This is a genomic window from Paracoccus actinidiae, assembly GCF_030863885.1.
Lineage (GTDB): Bacteria > Pseudomonadota > Alphaproteobacteria > Rhodobacterales > Rhodobacteraceae > Paracoccus > Paracoccus everestensis.
In genome coordinates this window covers 2,635,258-2,651,271 of sequence record NZ_CP132956.1, presented here as the reverse complement: position 1 = coordinate 2,651,271, position 16,014 = coordinate 2,635,258, and the positions used below count along the sequence as shown (strand labels likewise).

17 protein-coding genes and 1 tRNA gene are annotated in these 16,014 nt (G+C 63.1%); 4 read left to right on the top strand and 14 right to left on the bottom strand.

The window, feature by feature from the left end:
- Position 1: 1 nt before the first annotated feature.
- From Q5701_RS13245 to Q5701_RS13230, 4 genes are read right to left on the bottom strand one after another with little or no spacing between them, the layout of a single operon-like run.
- Entirely contained in the window at positions 2-889 is an 888-nt protein-coding gene (locus tag Q5701_RS13245; protein WP_234853011.1) for a branched-chain amino acid ABC transporter permease, read from the bottom strand.
- Between the two features lie 2 nt (positions 890-891).
- Positions 892-1,596, bottom strand: a complete 705-nt coding sequence (locus Q5701_RS13240) for an ABC transporter ATP-binding protein (protein WP_306751459.1) — start codon at positions 1,594-1,596, stop codon at positions 892-894.
- The gene (locus Q5701_RS13235; protein ID WP_306755412.1) at positions 1,593-2,366 is read right to left on the bottom strand and encodes an ABC transporter ATP-binding protein; all 774 of its coding nucleotides are present in this window, start codon (positions 2,364-2,366) and stop codon (positions 1,593-1,595) included. The genes Q5701_RS13240 and Q5701_RS13235 overlap by 4 nt, the downstream gene beginning before the upstream one ends.
- 15 nt (positions 2,367-2,381) lie before the next feature.
- Positions 2,382-3,584: an ABC transporter substrate-binding protein gene (locus Q5701_RS13230; RefSeq protein WP_234853008.1), complete on the bottom strand. Its 1,203-nt coding sequence runs from the start codon at positions 3,582-3,584 to the stop codon at positions 2,382-2,384.
- Positions 3,585-3,769: 185 nt separating this feature from the next.
- On the opposite strand from Q5701_RS13230, the gene Q5701_RS13225 reads away from it, so the two are divergent.
- The gene (locus tag Q5701_RS13225; protein ID WP_306751458.1) at positions 3,770-4,666 is read left to right on the top strand and encodes a LysR family transcriptional regulator; all 897 of its coding nucleotides are present in this window, start codon (positions 3,770-3,772) and stop codon (positions 4,664-4,666) included.
- Positions 4,667-4,744: 78 nt separating this feature from the next.
- Complete coding sequence (locus Q5701_RS13220) at positions 4,745-6,214, top strand: APC family permease (RefSeq protein WP_306751457.1); 1,470 nt, start codon at positions 4,745-4,747, stop codon at positions 6,212-6,214.
- Positions 6,215-6,317: 103 nt separating this feature from the next.
- On the opposite strand, the gene Q5701_RS13215 is transcribed toward Q5701_RS13220, so the two are convergent.
- The 7 genes from Q5701_RS13215 to Q5701_RS13185 all read right to left on the bottom strand — a co-directional run bounded on the left by Q5701_RS13215 (position 6,318) and on the right by Q5701_RS13185 (position 12,031).
- Positions 6,318-6,394 (bottom strand) — tRNA-Arg (locus Q5701_RS13215).
- Positions 6,395-6,433: 39 nt separating this feature from the next.
- Entirely contained in the window at positions 6,434-6,844 is a 411-nt protein-coding gene (locus Q5701_RS13210) for a GNAT family N-acetyltransferase (RefSeq protein WP_306751455.1), read from the bottom strand.
- A gap of 163 nt (positions 6,845-7,007) precedes the next feature.
- The gene (locus Q5701_RS13205; RefSeq protein ID WP_234853004.1) at positions 7,008-7,517 is read right to left on the bottom strand and encodes a CarD family transcriptional regulator; all 510 of its coding nucleotides are present in this window, start codon (positions 7,515-7,517) and stop codon (positions 7,008-7,010) included.
- Between the two features lie 323 nt (positions 7,518-7,840).
- Complete coding sequence (gene fdxA / locus Q5701_RS13200; protein WP_306751452.1) at positions 7,841-8,179, bottom strand: ferredoxin FdxA; 339 nt, start codon at positions 8,177-8,179, stop codon at positions 7,841-7,843.
- A 151-nt stretch (positions 8,180-8,330) separates the two neighbouring features.
- The gene (locus Q5701_RS13195) at positions 8,331-8,609 is read right to left on the bottom strand and encodes an RNA-binding S4 domain-containing protein (RefSeq protein ID WP_306751450.1); all 279 of its coding nucleotides are present in this window, start codon (positions 8,607-8,609) and stop codon (positions 8,331-8,333) included.
- Positions 8,606-11,560 carry a helicase-related protein gene (locus tag Q5701_RS13190; protein ID WP_306751449.1) on the bottom strand — a complete coding sequence of 985 codons (2,955 nt, stop codon included), beginning with the start codon at positions 11,558-11,560 and terminating at the stop codon, positions 8,606-8,608. The genes Q5701_RS13195 and Q5701_RS13190 overlap by 4 nt, the downstream gene beginning before the upstream one ends.
- A gap of 3 nt (positions 11,561-11,563) precedes the next feature.
- Entirely contained in the window at positions 11,564-12,031 is a 468-nt protein-coding gene (locus Q5701_RS13185; RefSeq protein ID WP_306751448.1) for a tetratricopeptide repeat protein, read from the bottom strand.
- A gap of 188 nt (positions 12,032-12,219) precedes the next feature.
- Here Q5701_RS13185 and Q5701_RS13180 point away from each other — a divergent pair, with 188 nt between their 5' ends.
- Positions 12,220-12,504, top strand: a complete 285-nt coding sequence (locus tag Q5701_RS13180) for an SCP2 sterol-binding domain-containing protein (RefSeq protein WP_234852999.1) — start codon at positions 12,220-12,222, stop codon at positions 12,502-12,504.
- Positions 12,505-12,580: 76 nt separating this feature from the next.
- Positions 12,581-13,465: an alpha/beta fold hydrolase gene (locus tag Q5701_RS13175; RefSeq protein WP_306751447.1), complete on the top strand. Its 885-nt coding sequence runs from the start codon at positions 12,581-12,583 to the stop codon at positions 13,463-13,465.
- Here Q5701_RS13175 and Q5701_RS13170 read toward each other — a convergent pair.
- Genes Q5701_RS13170 through Q5701_RS13160 form a run of 3 tightly spaced genes read right to left on the bottom strand, consistent with a single transcriptional unit; the run spans position 13,462 to position 15,969 of the window.
- Positions 13,462-14,406, bottom strand: coding sequence for a hemolysin family protein (locus tag Q5701_RS13170; protein WP_306751445.1), 945 nt, complete (start codon positions 14,404-14,406; stop codon positions 13,462-13,464). The two genes, Q5701_RS13175 and Q5701_RS13170, sit on opposite strands and share 4 nt — an antisense overlap.
- Entirely contained in the window at positions 14,406-14,900 is a 495-nt protein-coding gene (gene ybeY, locus Q5701_RS13165; protein ID WP_306751443.1) for an rRNA maturation RNase YbeY, read from the bottom strand. The genes Q5701_RS13170 and ybeY overlap by 1 nt, the downstream gene beginning before the upstream one ends.
- Entirely contained in the window at positions 14,893-15,969 is a 1,077-nt protein-coding gene (locus Q5701_RS13160) for a PhoH family protein (protein ID WP_306751442.1), read from the bottom strand. Before Q5701_RS13160 ends, ybeY begins: the two co-directional genes overlap by 8 nt.
- Positions 15,970-16,014 lie beyond the last annotated feature (45 nt).

Sequence of the window (16,014 nt, the reverse complement as noted above, 5' to 3'; positions counted from 1 at the left end):
GTCAGGCATCCTTTCCGAAAAGGCCCGCAGGCCGCAGGATCAAGACGATCGCCATGATGACAAAGACCACGATGTTGGACGCCTCGGGGTAGAAGACCTTGGTCAGCCCCTCGACCACGCCCAGCATATAGCCGGTGACGATGGCCCCCAGGATCGACCCCATGCCGCCCACGACGACCACGGCAAAGACGATGATGATCAGGTTCGATCCCATCAGCGGGCTGACCTGATAGACCGGCGCCGCCAGCACCCCCGCAAAGGCCGCAAGCCCCGCCCCCAGCGCATAGGTCAGCGTCAGCAGCAACGGCACGTTGACGCCGAAGCTTTGCACCAGGGTCGGGTTCTCCGTGGCCGCGCGCAGGTATGCGCCCAGCTTCGTCTTCTCGATCATGAACCAGACCGCCAGGCAGACGATCAGCGAGGCGATCACCACCCAGCCGCGATAGATCGGCAAAAACATGAAGCCAAGGTTGACCGCGCCTGTCAGTTGCGACGGCGGGGCATAAGGCATCCCGGACGCCCCATAGAAATAACGGAACGTGCCCTCGATCGCCAAGGCAAGACCAAAGGTGAACAGCAGTCCATAAAGATGGTCCAGCTTGTACAGGCGCGACAACATGGTGCGTTCGATGATCGCCCCGAACAGGCCGACGATCAGCGGCGCGGCAATCAGCGCCAGCCAATAGTTGATGCCGCCGACCGTCAGCAGCAGCAGCGCGACAAAGGCGCCCAGCATATATTGCGCACCATGCGCGAAGTTGATCACTCGCAGCAGGCCGAAGATGACGGCCAGCCCAAGCGACAGCAGCGCATAGAAGGATCCGTTGATCAGGCCGACAAGCAATTGGCCCATCAGTGCCTGAACAGGGATGCCAAAGATCATGGTCATGGTTACACCCCCAGTTCCTGATGCAGCAGGTCCATCCGGTTCGGCAGATCGGATACCGGGAATTCGGCGGTCATGGTGCCATGGTCCATCAGATAAAAGCGGTCCGCGACCTTGGCGGCAAAGCGGAAGTTCTGTTCCACCAGCACCACGGTCATGCCGCGTTGTTTCAGTTTGCGCAGCACGTCGCCAATGGCGTTGATGATGACCGGGGCCAGCCCCTCGGTCGGCTCGTCCAGCAAAAGGCAGCGCGCCCCGGTGCGCAGGATCCGCGCCATGGCCAGCATCTGCTGTTCGCCTCCCGACAGCTTGGTGCCAGGGCTGTTGCGGCGCTCCTGCAGGTTGGGGAACAGGTCATAGATCTCGGCCACGGTCATGCCGCCATCCGCCACCTTGGGAGGCAGCATCAGGTTTTCCTCGACCGAAAGGGTTGCGAAGATACCGCGTTCCTCGGGGACGAAGCCCAGGCCCGCGCGGGCGGTCTTGTGCAGCGGCACGGACATCATGTCGCGGCCCGCGAATGTGATGCGGCCCGTGCGCTTGCGCAGGATGCCCATGATCGTGCGCAGGGTCGTGGTCTTGCCCATGCCGTTGCGGCCCAGGATGCAGATCATCTCGCCTTCGTTGACGTGCAGATCGACGCCGTGCAGCACATGGCTTTCGCCATACCAGGCTTGCAGCCCGGCGGTTTCCAGAAGCGGGGCCGTCATGCTTCGGTTCCCATATAGGCGGTGCGAACGCGCGGATCGGCAGAGACAGAGGCGTAATCGCCGGTTGCGATGATCTCGCCCCGTTGCAGCACGGTGACGTGATGGCAGATGTCGGCGACCACGGTCAGGTTATGTTCGACCATCAGCACGGCGCGGGTGCGCGCCACGTCGCGGATGATGTCCGCCACCATGCGCACGTCTTCCTGACCCATTCCCGCCATCGGTTCGTCCAGCAACAGAACCTCGGGATCAAGGGCGAGGGTCGTCGCAATCTCCAGCACGCGCTTGCGGCCATAGGACAGGTCGGCGGCGCGATGATCGCGGTATGGGGTCAGGCCCAGGTGGTCGATCAGTTCATCCGCACGCGCGTTCAGCCGGTCCAGCGAGGACAGGGGTTTCCAGAACTGCACCGCCAGGCCCGCCGGACGCTGCAACGCGACCTTGACGTTTTCCCGCACGGTCAGGTGCGGGAACACCGCCGAGATCTGGAACGACCGAACCAGCCCCATCCGCGCCACCTTGTCAGGCTTGGTCTGAGTGATGTCCTGGCCCAGCAGCGCGATCTTGCCGCGCGTGGGTTGCAGGAACTTGGTCAGCAGGTTGAAGACCGTGGTCTTGCCCGCGCCGTTCGGTCCGATCAGCGCATGGATGCGCGCGTGTTCCACATCCAGATCGACATTGTTGACAGCGGTGAAGCCGGCGAAATCCTTGCCGAGACCGCGGGCGGTCAGCACCACCCGCGGTTCGGTTTGCGTCATGGCAGGCGCAATGGTCATTTGCGCGCCTTACTGGGTGACAAGCGGGCAGCCGCTTTCAGCCGGATCCAGATAGGCTTCGCTCCCGGGGATCGTCGCCAGGACGTTGTAATAGTCCCATTCTTCGGTGATGTCGGCGGGGGCCTTCACCTCCATCAGGTAGACATCCTTGATCAGGCGACCGTTGGCGCCGACCTTGCCGTCCTGGGCAAAGACGTCGTTCACGGGCAGTTCATGCAGTTTGGCGGCAACGGCCTCAGTTTCATCGGTCCCGGCAGCCTCGATGGCCTTCAGATAGGACATGACGGTCGAATAGGTGCCGGCATGGATCATGTTCGGCATCGACCCGGTGCGTTCCATGAAGCGGCGGCCGAATTCCTCGGATTCGGCGTTACGCTTCCAATAGAAGCTTTCGGTCAGGTTCAGGCCCTGCGCGGCCTCGGCCCCCAAGCCGTGGACATCGGCCAGCGTGAACAGCAGCGCGGCCAGCTTTTGCCCGCCCTGGGTGATCCCGAATTCGGCTGCCTGCTTGATGGCGTTCTGCGTGTCGGCCCCCGCATTGGCCAGACCGATGACCTTTGCCCCGGACGCCTGCGCCTGCAACAGGAAGGACGAGAAATCGGTGGACGCCAGCGGATGCCGGACGGAACCGGCAATCGTGCCGCCTTTTTCCGTGACAAAGGCACTGGTCTGTTCTTCCAACGAATAGCCAAAGGCGTAATCGGCGGTCAGGAAGAACCAGCTGTCCCCGCCTTCCTGCACCAGGGCGCCGCCCGTGCCCACGGCCAGGGCATGGGTGTCATAAGCCCAGTGGAAACCATAGGGCGAACACTGCGCGCCGGTCAGCTCGGTCGTCGCAGCCCCCGTGGTCATGGTGATCTTCTGTTTCTCGGTGGACAAAGCTTGAACGGCGAGCGCCACCGAGGAAGTGGTCAGCTCCATGATGCTGTCCACCTGTTCGGTGTCATACCACTGGCGCGCGATGTTCGACGCGATGTCGGCCTTGTTCTGGTGGTCGGCGGTCACGACCTCGATCGGCGCGTCCAGAACCTTGCCGCCGAAATCCTCGACCGCCATCAGGGCGGCTTCATAGGAATTCTTACCGCCAAAGTCGGAATAAACGCCGGATTGGTCGTTCAGAATGCCGATCTTGACGGTGCCGTCCGATATCTCGGCCACGGCAGGTGCGGCAATCAGGCCGACAGACGCGGCCGACAACAAGAGTTTACGCATTCAACCTCCCTTGGGCATGATCCATCAATGCTGCGGTTCGTGCCGCGGCTTGGGATGATGTCCTGTCCATAATGACGAAGGCCTCTCCACCAGCCTTCGTTCGACGAAAGGATGACCTCAAAGTCACTTTGACACAAGCGTTCAATGCAGTCTAATTTCGTTCAGGTTATGAACAAATTTGAACAATGACGCTTAGCTGGGATGATCTCCAGTTCTTCCTTGCCGTCGCGCGCGAAGGACAGCTGTCGCGGGCCGCGCGGCTGCTGGGCACGTCGCACGTCACCGTGTCGCGGCGGATCGACCGTCTTGAACAGGCGCTGAACACCCGACTGTTCGAACGCAACCCGCGCGGATACGAACCAACCCCCGCCGGCCGCCGCCTTGTGGAAACCGCCGAGCGGATGGAGGAAGCGGCCGACCAGATCCCCGTCGATCAGGGCGCCGCATCCCGCCAGGCCGGGCCGCTGCGGCTGGCCGTGCCCGAAGGCTTTGCCAGCCTGTTTTCCCAGCACCTGTGGCCCGATTTCATCGCGCAATTCCCGCTGATCTCGCTGGAGCTGATCACCATGCCGCAGATCCTGTCCTTGTCTCGGCGCGAGGCGGATATGTCGGTGACGCTGGATCCGATTTCCAGCGGGCCATACCGGTCCGAACGGATGGCCAATTACACCCTGCATCTTTACGCGACCGCCGCCTATCTGGCCGCCAACCCCCCCATCGCCAGCCGAGAGGATCTGCGCCGCCACCGCATCATCGGCTATATCGAGGAAATGATCTTTGCCCCCGGCCTGGATTATCTGAACGAAGTCTTGCCAGGGATTCGCGCGTCAATCAAAAGCTCTAGCGTTTTCAATCATTTGGCAGCTGTGCGGAACCATCTTGGGATTGCTGTTCTGCCCCATTACATCGCGTCGAAATATCCTGAATTGCGGATCGTCCTTCCCGACGAAATCACCTTGAACCGCAGCTATTGGCTGACCTGTCACCGCGACGTGCGGACGATGCGCCGGGAACGTGCGGTGATTGCATTCCTGACCGACAGCCTGCGGGCGCGAGGGTCCGAACTGGTGCGCCCGGCCTGAGCCCTGCGCGATTCCGCTTGCTGCGGTGCAACCGGAGGATCAACTTTGACATTAATGTGATGTCAAGGGAGGTGGGATATGCAAGACGCACTTCAAGCCGGGGCAGCTGCCGCGCCGCATCAGCCCGAACTGCACCGGGTCATGGGGCCAAAGCTGTTGTTGCTGTTCATCGTCGGCGACATCCTGGGAACCGGTGTTTATGCCCTGACCGGCACCGTCGCGGCCGAGGTGGGGGGTGCTGCCTGGGCGCCCTTCCTGATCGCGTTCCTGGTCGCCACCATCACCGCCCTGTCCTATCTTGAACTGGTGACCCGCTTTCCCCAGGCCGCGGGCGCGGCGCTTTATGCCCATCGCGCATTCGGCGTTCATTTCCTGACCTTCCTCGTGGCCTTTACCGTGATGTGTTCAGGGATTACCTCGGCCTCGACTGCATCGAATGCCTTCGCGGGGTTCCTCAACGACGGCTTCGGCTTGGGCTTCCAGAAGGGAGGCGCGGGGATCCTGCTGATCGCGTTGGGCTTCATGGCCCTTGTCGCGGCGATCAACCTGCGCGGGGTGGGCGAAAGCGTCAAGGCGAACGTCATCCTGACCTGCGTCGAACTGACCGGGTTGCTGATGATCATCTTCGTGGGCTTCTACGCCATGGCCCAAGGCCGCGCCGACTTTTCCGAGGTGATGGTCTTTCAGTCGTCCGACGAAAAGGGCGCCTTCCTGTCCCTCACCGCAGCGACCGCCCTTGCCTTCTTCGCCATGGTGGGCTTCGAGGATTCGGTCAACATGGCCGAGGAGGTCAAGGATCCCGTCCGCATCTTTCCCCGCATCATGCTGACCGGGCTGGCGATCACCGGGGTGATCTATGTCCTTGTGTCGATCTGTGCGGTGGCCTTGGTGCCGGTGGGCGATTTGTCGAACCCCGAACTTGGGTCGGCCCTGACCCAGGTGGTCCGCGCAGGCGCTCCGAACCTGCCCTTTGACACGATCTTCCCGTTCATCGGGATGTTCGCGGTAGCCAATTCGGCGCTGATCAACATGATGATGGCCAGCCGTCTGATCTATGGCCTTGCGCGCCAGGGGGTGCTGCCGCACGGGTTGGGGCTGGTCCATCGGCAGCGGCGCACGCCCTGGGTGGCGATCCTGTTCACGACCGTGCTGGCCTTTGGGCTGATTTGGTTCGTGGTGACGCGTTCGGACCTGCCTGCCGTCAGTCTTCTGGGCGGCACGACATCGCTGCTGTTGCTGTGCGTGTTTACCGTAGTCAACATCTCGCTGATCGTGCTGCGCCGCCAGCCCTCCGGGCGTGACCATTTTCGCGCGCCCTGGATCACGCCGTGGATCGGTGCCGTGACCTGCGCCTTTCTGGTGGGACCATGGGCGCGCAGCGCGGCACAGATGGACCAATACCGCATCGCGGGCTGGCTGCTGGGCCTGGGTGTGGTGTTGTGGGCCGCGACATGGCTTTGGAACAAGGCACGCCGCAAACCCCATCCGGGCAGCCTGGGCGACATCGAGCAGATGCGCGAACATCATGGCGATTCACCCCGCAACTGAGGGTCGGATTCTTTCGTCGATCGGAACGGTGGTATGCCTGTGCCGCGGCCACAAACGCGTGTCCTCGTTTGAGGAGGATATAGCAGGCAATGTGAAGAAGTGGTGGCGATCCCGGGACGACTCGAACGCCCAACCTAGTGATTAGAAGTCACTTGCTCTATCCAGTTGAGCTACGGGACCGTTACGGCAGTTTTGCGGGATCGCGGGCCGATGTGCAAGTCACAGCGCAAGGGTCATGAAGACGCTGTTGGGATCGGGATGATAAGTCCCGAAGGGCGGGCATTCGACGAAACCGCCCCGTCCATACAGCCCGCGCGCGGCAGCAAAACTGGGCTGGGCGCCGGTTTCCAGCGACAGATGCGCCAGGCCGGACCTGCGCGCATGGTCGATCAGGCGATCCAGCATCAGCCGCGACAGACCGACCCCCCGCGCTTCGGTCAGGACGTGCATGGACTTGATTTCGCCATGCGTCGAGTCAAGTCGTTTCAGTGCGGCCATTCCGACCGGCACGCCTGCCCGGCGCAGCACGAAAAAGTCGATGTCGGGCGAGACCAGCGTTTCGCGCGGCATCATGTGAATGGATTCGGGCGGGGTATCGGCGTGCATTTCCGCCGTGTGACGCCCAAACATCAGAGCCAGATCGTCAGCGAGAGGGGATTCCAAGGCAAAGGAAAGGGTTTCTGTCACGTCGACCTCGCTGGATGCGGCAAAATTAGCCGGGATTGCAGGGGTCGGCAATCGGGCAGCAAAAAGGCGGCCCAATGGCCGCCCTTGTCGCATCGTCAAGGCCTGGTCAGGCGGCGCGGGACAGCAGGACTTCCTCGACCCGCTTCTGGGCGGTGCCTTCGTCCAAGCCGTTGACTGCCGCGACTTCACGGGTCAGCCGATCCAGGGCGGCTTCGTAAAGCTGGCGTTCGGAATAGGACTGTTCGCGCTGATCGTCGTTGCGGTGCAGGTCGCGCACGACCTCGGCAATCGACATCAGGTCGCCCGAATTGATCTTCTGGTCGTATTCCTGCGCACGGCGCGACCACATGGCGCGCTTGACCCGGGCCTTGCCCTTCAGGGTTTCCAGGGCGCGGTCGATCAGGTCGGGCGTGGACAGGCTGCGCATACCGATTTCGGACGCACGGGCGGTCGGAACCCGCAGGGTCATCTTGTCCTTTTCAAAGGAAATCACAAACATCTCCAGCCGCAGGCCAGCAACTTCCTGTTCGTCGATCGACACGATACGGCCGACGCCATGGGCAGGATAGACAACAAAATCGTCAGGACGGAATTCGTTTTTCTTGGTCTTGGACATCTGGCTTCCTCTGGATAGTGTCTTTAGAAGGACACAAAGAACCGAAAGCGGCATATGCCACCTTCGGTCCGTGTATTGATCAGGATGTTATCCCTGCCTGGCAGAAGGCAAGGGATCGACAGTTCGGGGCGCACATCGTCTGGGCCTCTGACTCCCATCAGATGCGAATGTTTGCTGAACATATCACAAACAAGGCGCTAAAAAAAGCATCCTGTGGGAACGTATTTCATTCATGGTGAAAACAGAAAGAAACTTTCGGATTCAATAGGCTATCGAATCGCTGACAACATTCCGGCCCTGCCGGATGCTCCGAATCGCGACAATCAGTCGCCTTCGCCAGGAGCTTCGGAGAAATATTTCGCCAGCTTGCCCGGCACCCCGTCCATTTCAGTGGCAGTGGGCAGGGGTTCTTTCTTCTGCGTAATGACCGGCCAGATTTCCGAATATTTCCGGTTGAACTCGACCCATTCATCCATGGCCGGTTCGGTATCGGGGCGGATTGCATCTGCGGGGCATTCGGGTTCGCACACGCCGCAGTCGATGCATTCGTCGGGATGGATGACCAGCGTGTTCTCGCCCTCGTAAAAGCAATCCACGGGGCAGACCTCGACACAGTCGGTGTATTTGCACATAATGCAATTATCGGTCACGACATAGGTCATTGCAGGCTCCATTCCGTCCGAAGGCTAGTTACGCCCCGGCATCCGATCATTCAAGGCCGCAGCTTTGGAAAAGACTGCGGTTCCCCATAGGCCGCAAGGGGCAAAAGTCTTTCCTGCGCATCACTTCAGCCGCAGGACCGAACAAGATTGGTCAGGCCGTTGCGTCCAGGTCGTGATACAGGCCCTGGGCTTCGGCAGCAGGGCCGCGCCGCTGTCCAAGCGCGGTGATTTCCAGAACGCGCACCTGGCCGAAGGCAGAGACAACAATCCGGTCGCCAGGACGCACCAGCTTGCCCGGCTTGTTGCAGGGCTGGTCGTTCACACGGATTCCGCCCCCCTCGATCCGTTCGACGGCAATCGCGCGGGACTTGAAGACCCGCGCGAGAAACAACCACTTGTCCAGACGAAGCCCGTCCGGGCCTTCCGTCACTTCTTGTCCTTCAAGGCCGCAAGGATCGCAAAGGGGCTATCAGGATCGGCCTTCTTTTCAGGCCGGGATGAAAAGGTCGCAGGCTTGTTGTGCTGCGGCTTGCCGCCGCCCTTCTTGAAGTTGTCCTTGCCGCGCGGCTTGCCACCATCGCCGTAATCGCGCTTTTCACGATGTTCCCGGTTCGGACGACCGCCCTCGGGCCGGTCGGGACGCTCGCCCTGGGCAGGGCGTTCGCCTTGACCCCGGTCCTGGCGTTCGGCACGGGGCTCGCGCGGCGCGTCCTGCGGGGCCGTGTCGCGGCGCGGACCGTTGCGGCGGCCTTGGCCCTCGCCCTGCGGACGGCGGTTCGGACGGGGCTTGGGCGCCCAGCGGAAGGTATAGAACACCTCCATTTCAGGGGCGGGTTCCTCGACCACCTCGCCCGCCGCCTCGGCCTCGGCGCGGCGTTTCTCGGCCTGCTCGGCTTCCCAGCGGGCGCGGGTTTCAGCGGCGAGGACGCTTTCCTCCTCGGTCAGCGGGGCGTCGGATGCCTCGCCCTCGGGCACGGGCAACACAACGGGCGCCTCGGCTGCCTTGACCTTGGCCCGCTCACCTTTTTCGGCAGCATAGCCCAGGCCTTCCATCAAGCGCGAAAACTGTTCCAGCGTCATGCCCGTGATCGACAGCATATCGGGATTGGCCTCGAACCCGGCACGCGTTTCCTGGGTGCGCAGCAGGTCGGCCAGCCGTTCCAGCATATCGATGCGGATGGCACGCTCGCCTGCCGGTCGGTATCCCGACAGCGTGTAATGCTGTTCCGGCACCTCGGCGATATGCGGGATCGTCACCAGACCGGGGGGCGGGCTTTCCGGGAAGGTGTCCAGACCTTCAGCCAGCGACCACAACACCAACCGAAGCCGGGTCGGTGCGGGCTTCAGCAGCGCAGGCATGAAGATCGTGAACTGGCCAAAGCGGACGCCGTGCTTGCGCAGCGCGCCGCGCGCGTCCTGATCCAGTTCCTTGACCTCGTGGGCCACGCCGTCGCGGGGCAGGATGCCCAGCGATTCCACCAGGCGAAAGGCAAAGCCGCGTGCAAGGCCGGTCAGCGCCTCGTCTTTCTGCAGCGTCAGCAGGGGTTCGAACAGCGCGGCAATCTTGCGGTCGATGAAATGCTGCAGGCGGCGCTTGACCTTGTCGGCGATCTCGGACCCTGCCTCCTCGTCCACGAAGACCTCGACGCCCGGATGCAGGGCATCAGATCCGCGCACCAGCTTGCCGATGGCGGCATTGCCCCACATCAGACCGCCTTGCTCGGTATAATCAAGTTCGGTGTCCGGCGCGTTATAGAAGCGGTCGGCCCGCAGGTGGAACTCGGGGCGCAGCGCCTCGTAGCTGGCGCGGTTCAGCATCCGGGCCTCGTCCGCCGATCCGGTCTGGTCGGGGCGAAAACGGAAACCGTCCAGACGGCCGGCGAATTCGCCCTCGACCGTCACTTCGCCCTTGTCGTTCACTTCGGCCACAAGGCTCTCCTTCTGCTTGAGCCGGCGCAGCAGCACGGATGTGCGCCGGTCCACAAATCGTTGGGTCAGTGCCGCGTGCAACGCGTCCGACAAGCGGTCTTCTACCGCGCGCGTTTCCCCGCGCCAATGGCTTTCGTCCTGAACCCAGCCGGATCTCTGCGCGACATAGGTCCAGGTGCGGATATAGGCCAGCCGTTTCGACAACGCGTCGATGTCGCCCTGCGTCAGGTCGATGCGCTTGATGGCATTGGCCAGCCAGTCCGAAGGTATTGCCCCATCCTGCAGGAAGCCGAAGATTCGCGCCAGAAGCGTGGTATGTTCCGCAGGCGAGATGCCCCGGAAATCGGGCACCCGGCAGACGTCCCACAGCAGGCGCACATCCTTTCCGCCCCCTACCCGGTCGCGGATTTCGGGAAACTCGCGCAAGGTCTTCAGCGCCTGCACGTCGTCGGCATCGCGCCCCCGTCCCAGCAGCGCGTGGCCCGAAGGCGATTCCAGGCTTTCCACCAGCCGGTCCATGGTGCCGAATTGCAGGTCCGTGTTGCGCCAGGTCAGCCGCTGGATGGGCGCGAAGCGGTGGTTCTCGATGGCATCGATCAGGCCCTCGTCCAGGATCTCGGCCTCGCCCGTCACGCCAAAGGTGCCGGATTCGGTATGGCGTCCGGCGCGGCCCGCAATCTGGCCGATCTCGTGGGGAAATAGCGGGCGGACGCGGCGGCCATCGAATTTATGGGTCGCCGAAAAGGCGACGTGCCGGATATCCAGGTTCAGGCCCATGCCGATGGCGTCGGTGGCGACAAGGTAATCGACCTCTCCGGCCTGATACATCGCCACCTGGGCGTTGCGCGTGCGTGGCGACAATGCGCCCATGACGACCGCGCAGCCACCCTTCTGGCGCCGGATCAGCTCGGCCATGGCATAGACATCATCGACGCTGAACCCGACGATGGCGGACCGCGGGGGCATCCGCGACAGCTTCTTCGACCCCGACCAGGACAGTTGCGACAGCCGGTCGCGCCGCTGGAACTGGACACCGGGGATCAGCGCCGCGATGGCGGGGCGCATGGTGTCGCTGCCCAGCAGCAGCGTTTCGTGCAAGCCCCGCATCCGCAGCAGGCGGTCGGTGAACACGTGCCCGCGTTCGGGATCGGCGCATAACTGGATCTCGTCGATGGCGACGAAATCCGCGCCGATCTCGGGCATCGCCTCGGTCGTGGCGACCCAGTATTGCACGCGTTCGGGAACGATGCGTTCCTCGCCGGTGACAAGGGCCACGACGGATGGACCGCGTGCCTTGACGATCCGGTCATAAACCTCTCGCGCCAGCAGGCGCAGCGGCAGGCCAATCACGCCGGTGCGATGCGCCAGCATCCTCTCGATGGCGTAATGCGTCTTCCCGGTATTGGTGGGACCAAGGATGGCCGTTACGCGGCCGCGTTCATGAACTGTCATGGGCTAGATATCGGTGCCGTCCTGCTGGCGTTCCAGATGGGCAACGCCATCTATCGCCTCTGGCTGATGGGGGTGGATGGTCAGGCTTTGGCGATAGGCGGCCAGCGCGCGTTCCGTATCGCCCGTTTCCTCCAGCATGACGGCCAGTTGCGTCAGCGCCGGGAAGTGGCGGGGTTCCAGTTGCAGGGTTCGGGCCAGGTCCTGGAAGGCCGGGCCAAACTGGCCCAGGGTCGCATAGGCTGCCGCGCGGGTGTAAAATCCGGTCGCAAAATCCGGCGCGTGGTCTGTCAGCGCCGTGAGATGGCCCACGGCAGCCGCCGCGTCCCCTTCGTCCAGGGCCTTTTCGCCCCGTTGCAGCAGCACGTCCATGGCAGCGGACCCGGATTTCGACCATTCACGCAGGATATCCGATTCGGCTATGCGCCAGGCTTCGCCCTGGGGTTCGGCCAGGCGGCGAAAAAGATCGTCCATATCAGGCCGATCCTGGGCACACGCAGCACCGGCTGATAGAAATGTCGTGGAAATGAAGAAAACCGTAACTATTCGGTGGCATATTGCCGCGACGACATTATGGAAAATGTGGCGGAGCGGGCGCATATGGGGGATGTTATCCAGCCCGCCTGCCGGGCGCCAGCCCACCTGAAACGAAAGACCTGAAAATGAGCAATGTTGTGAACGCCGCCGTCGAGAAACTGAACGAGAAGATCGGCAGCTTCGGCTCGACCGCGAAATTCGTGATCGAGGATGAGGGCGCCATCATGATCGACGAAAACGGGGTTCGCGCGGGCGACGAGGAAGCCGAGGTCACGCTGTTCGCCAGCCGCGACACCTTTGAAGGCATCCTGAACGGCAGCGTCAATCCCGCCACTGCCTTCATGATGGGCAAGCTGAAGATCGACGGATCCATGGGCGTGGCCATGCAACTGGGCCAGGCGCTGTCCTGATTCACCGATGCGCGGTCAGGCGGCACCGTTCAGGCAATTGCCGGGCGATATCCTTCGTCCGGCGCAGGCTTTCTGGATGCAGGCCGATGACGGCGTGACATTGCGGCTGGCCCATTGGCCTGCTGCGTCGGACAGCCGGGGCAGCGTGCTGCTGTTCCCCGGCCGCACTGAGTATATCGAGAAATATTCCGGCATTGCGGCCTCTTTGACGGATTCCGGCTATGATGTCCTGGCGATCGACTGGCGCGGCCAGGGATTGTCAGACCGCCTGTTGCCGGATGTGCGGCTGGGCCATGTCACGCAATTCGGCGATTATCAGCGCGACGTGGTCGAGATGGTTGTGGCCGCGACCGAACGGAATTTGCCCAAGCCCTGGCATCTGCTGGCCCATTCGATGGGCGGCTGCATCGGCCTTGCGGCGCTGCACGGGGGCCTGCCGGTTGCCTCGGCGGCCTTTTCGGCACCCATGTGGGGCATCAACCTGCGGCCCATGTCGCATGGCGTGGCAGTTGGCATGGCCTATCTGGCAGGGCGGCTGGGCCGGGGCGGTCGTCTGGCGCCGGGCAGCGGCGGTGGCGCCATGGGCACCTATGTGCTGGACGAATGCTTCAGCGCCAACCTGCTGACCGAAGATGCCGACCAATGGTGCCGCATGGTGCGCGAGGCCGCGGCCTGGCCCGACATGACCTTGGGCGGCGCGAGCTTCGACTGGGTGGGCAAGGCGTTGAACGAATGCCTGCGCCTCTCCCGAATGGCATCGCCTGACCTTCCGGCCCTGATCAGCCTGGGCAGCGGGGAAAAGATCGTCTCGCCCACGGCAATCCGTGACCGCGCCGCCCGATGGCCCGCCGCTTCGCTGATGGAGATCGAAGGCGCAAGGCACGAGGTCATGATGTGCCGCCCTGACCGCCGCGCCGCTTTTCTGTCAGCGGCGCTGGACCTGTTTCAAGACAGGGTCTAGGCGCCCCTGTCAGGCGTTGGCCGGGGAATATGGACCGGCATCACCTTGTCGGCCGCCGATGCCGCCGGCAGACGCAGCCGCACGCGCTTGATCCGGCGCGGGTCGGCATCCACCACCTCGAACTCCGCGCCAGAGGCATGGGGGATCACCTCGCCCTCGGACGGAAGATGGCCTGCCAGGGCAAAGACCAGGCCGCCCAGGGTATCGATATCCTCGCCTTGGTCTTCCCCCATCAGCGCCAGGCCCGTTTCGCCCTCGACATCGGAAAGGGAAGCACGGGCCTGGATCAGCCATTGACCGGGCTTCTCCAAGACCCACAGGCTGCCCTCGGCCTCGTCATGCTCGTCCTCGATCTCTCCGATAACCTGCTCGATCAGATCCTCGATGGTCACAAGGCCGTCCACGCCGCCGTATTCGTCGATCACAAGGGCCATGTGGATGCGTTTCTGCTGCATCTGCTGCAACAGGACGCCGATAGGCATCGACGGCGGCACATACAGCAAGGGCCGCAGCATGGGCCGCAGATGAAAATCGCCCGCCTGCCCAAACCCATGCTTCAGCGCCAGATCCTTGAGGTGGATCATGCCCAGCGGGCTGTCCAGCGTTTCGGCATAGACCGGCAGGCGCGAAAATCCGTGTTCGCGAAACAGCGCAACCAGGTCGTCCAGGCTGCTGGTGTCAGACGCAGCCACCATTTCCGCCTTGGGAACCGCCACGTCATCGACGCGCATCCGCCGCAGGTTGACCATGCCGGGCATGACGGGCGCCGACCTGTCCGGGGCATCGTCCGTGTCATCATCCCCGCCGGTCAGGGCATCGAAGAAACGTCCCAGGAAACCGCGAGAGGCGGGAAGATCCCGCCCCTCCCCTCCGACGCCATCCGAAGCACTTGCAGCATCGGCGCCAAGGGGCTGGGCAGGTAATCGAGACTCGGAATTCATCAGACCTTCTCGTGATAGGGATCGGGGATATTCAGGCGCGCCAGGATTGAACGCTCGGCAGCTCCCATGGTTTCCGCATCGGCGTCGTTGCCATGGTCATAGCCCAGCAAATGCAGGGTCGCATGGACCAGCAGATGCGTGACGTGATGGTCCACGGGCTTGCACTGGACCTCTGCCTCGGCCAGGCAGGTTTCATAGGCGATGGCGATGTCGCCCAGTTCCTCGGTATCCGGCAGGTCTGGCGGGACGCCGGGTTCATGGGGAATGTGTTCCGTCGAGGGCCAGGACAGCACGTTCGTCGCGCGCGGCTTGCCCCGGAAATCGGCGTTCAGGGACGCGATGCGGGCGTCGTCGCAGCCCATGACCACGACCTCTCCGCCAATGCCGTGCCAGGTCAGCGCGGCAAAGATGGCGCGTTCGGCCAGGGCTTCAAGCCCCAGGCCGTCCCATCGGTCATCCTCGATGACGCAATCGGTTGATATGTCGTCAGGCATCGCCTCGCATTGCCCGGCGGGGTGCGTATTGTCCGCGCGGTCCCTCTGATTCGCCGCGCGCAAGGGCGGCGGCATCTTCCGCGTCATACGCCGTGATGATGCGCGCGACAAGCGGGTGGCGCACGACATCCTTGGCGGTGAAGTAGCTGAAGCTGATGCCCTTGACCCCATCCAGGATGCGTTCGGCATCGACAAGGCCCGAGTTTATGCCGCGCGGCAGGTCGATCTGGGTGCGGTCGCCGGTGACGACCATCCGCGATCCTTCGCCCAGCCGGGTCAGGAACATCTTCATCTGCATGGTGGTGGCGTTCTGCGCCTCGTCCAGGACGACAAAGGCGTTGGCCAGCGTGCGCCCGCGCATGAAGGCCAGGGGCGCGATCTCGATCCGTTTTTCCTCCATCAGCTTCTGCATCTGCTTGGCGGGCAGAAAATCGTTCAGCGCGTCATAAAGCGGCTGCATATAGGGATCGACCTTTTCCTTCATGTCGCCCGGAAGGAAGCCCAGGCGCTCCCCCGCCTCGACCGCGGGACGCGACAGGATGATCTTGTCCACATGGCCGCCGATCAGCATGGTCACGCCGACCGCGACGGCCAGATAGGTCTTGCCCGTGCCTGCGGGGCCGATGCCGAAGGCCAGTTCGTTCTGGAACAGCGACCGGACATAGGCTTTTTGCGCGTCCGTGCGCGGTTCGATGGATTTCTTGCGGGTGCGCAATTCGTAATCGCCCGCCGCGAACATCTCCATCTGTTCCGCAGGCGTGGCGGGCGCCGCATCGTCGATGCCCATGCGCAACGCGGCCTCGACCTCGGCCAGGGACACGGGGCGGCCCTGTTCCAGGCGCGCGTAAAGGCCGCGCAGCAGCAGCGCAGCCTCGGCCTGGGCCTCGGGGGTGCCGACCACGGCCAACTGATTGCCGCGCCGCAGGATGTGGACGCCAAGCGCCTCCTCGATCCGGGCCAGGTGACGTTCATTGGCCCCGCACAGGTCGATCAGCAGCCTGTTGTCGGGAAATTCCAGCAGGGTTTCATTCGAAGGGGTCGCGACGGGGGGCGTAGGCGTAAGGCCCAAATCTTTCTCCTGCTCAGGCGTCTTGTCATAATGGTGGCGATCCAA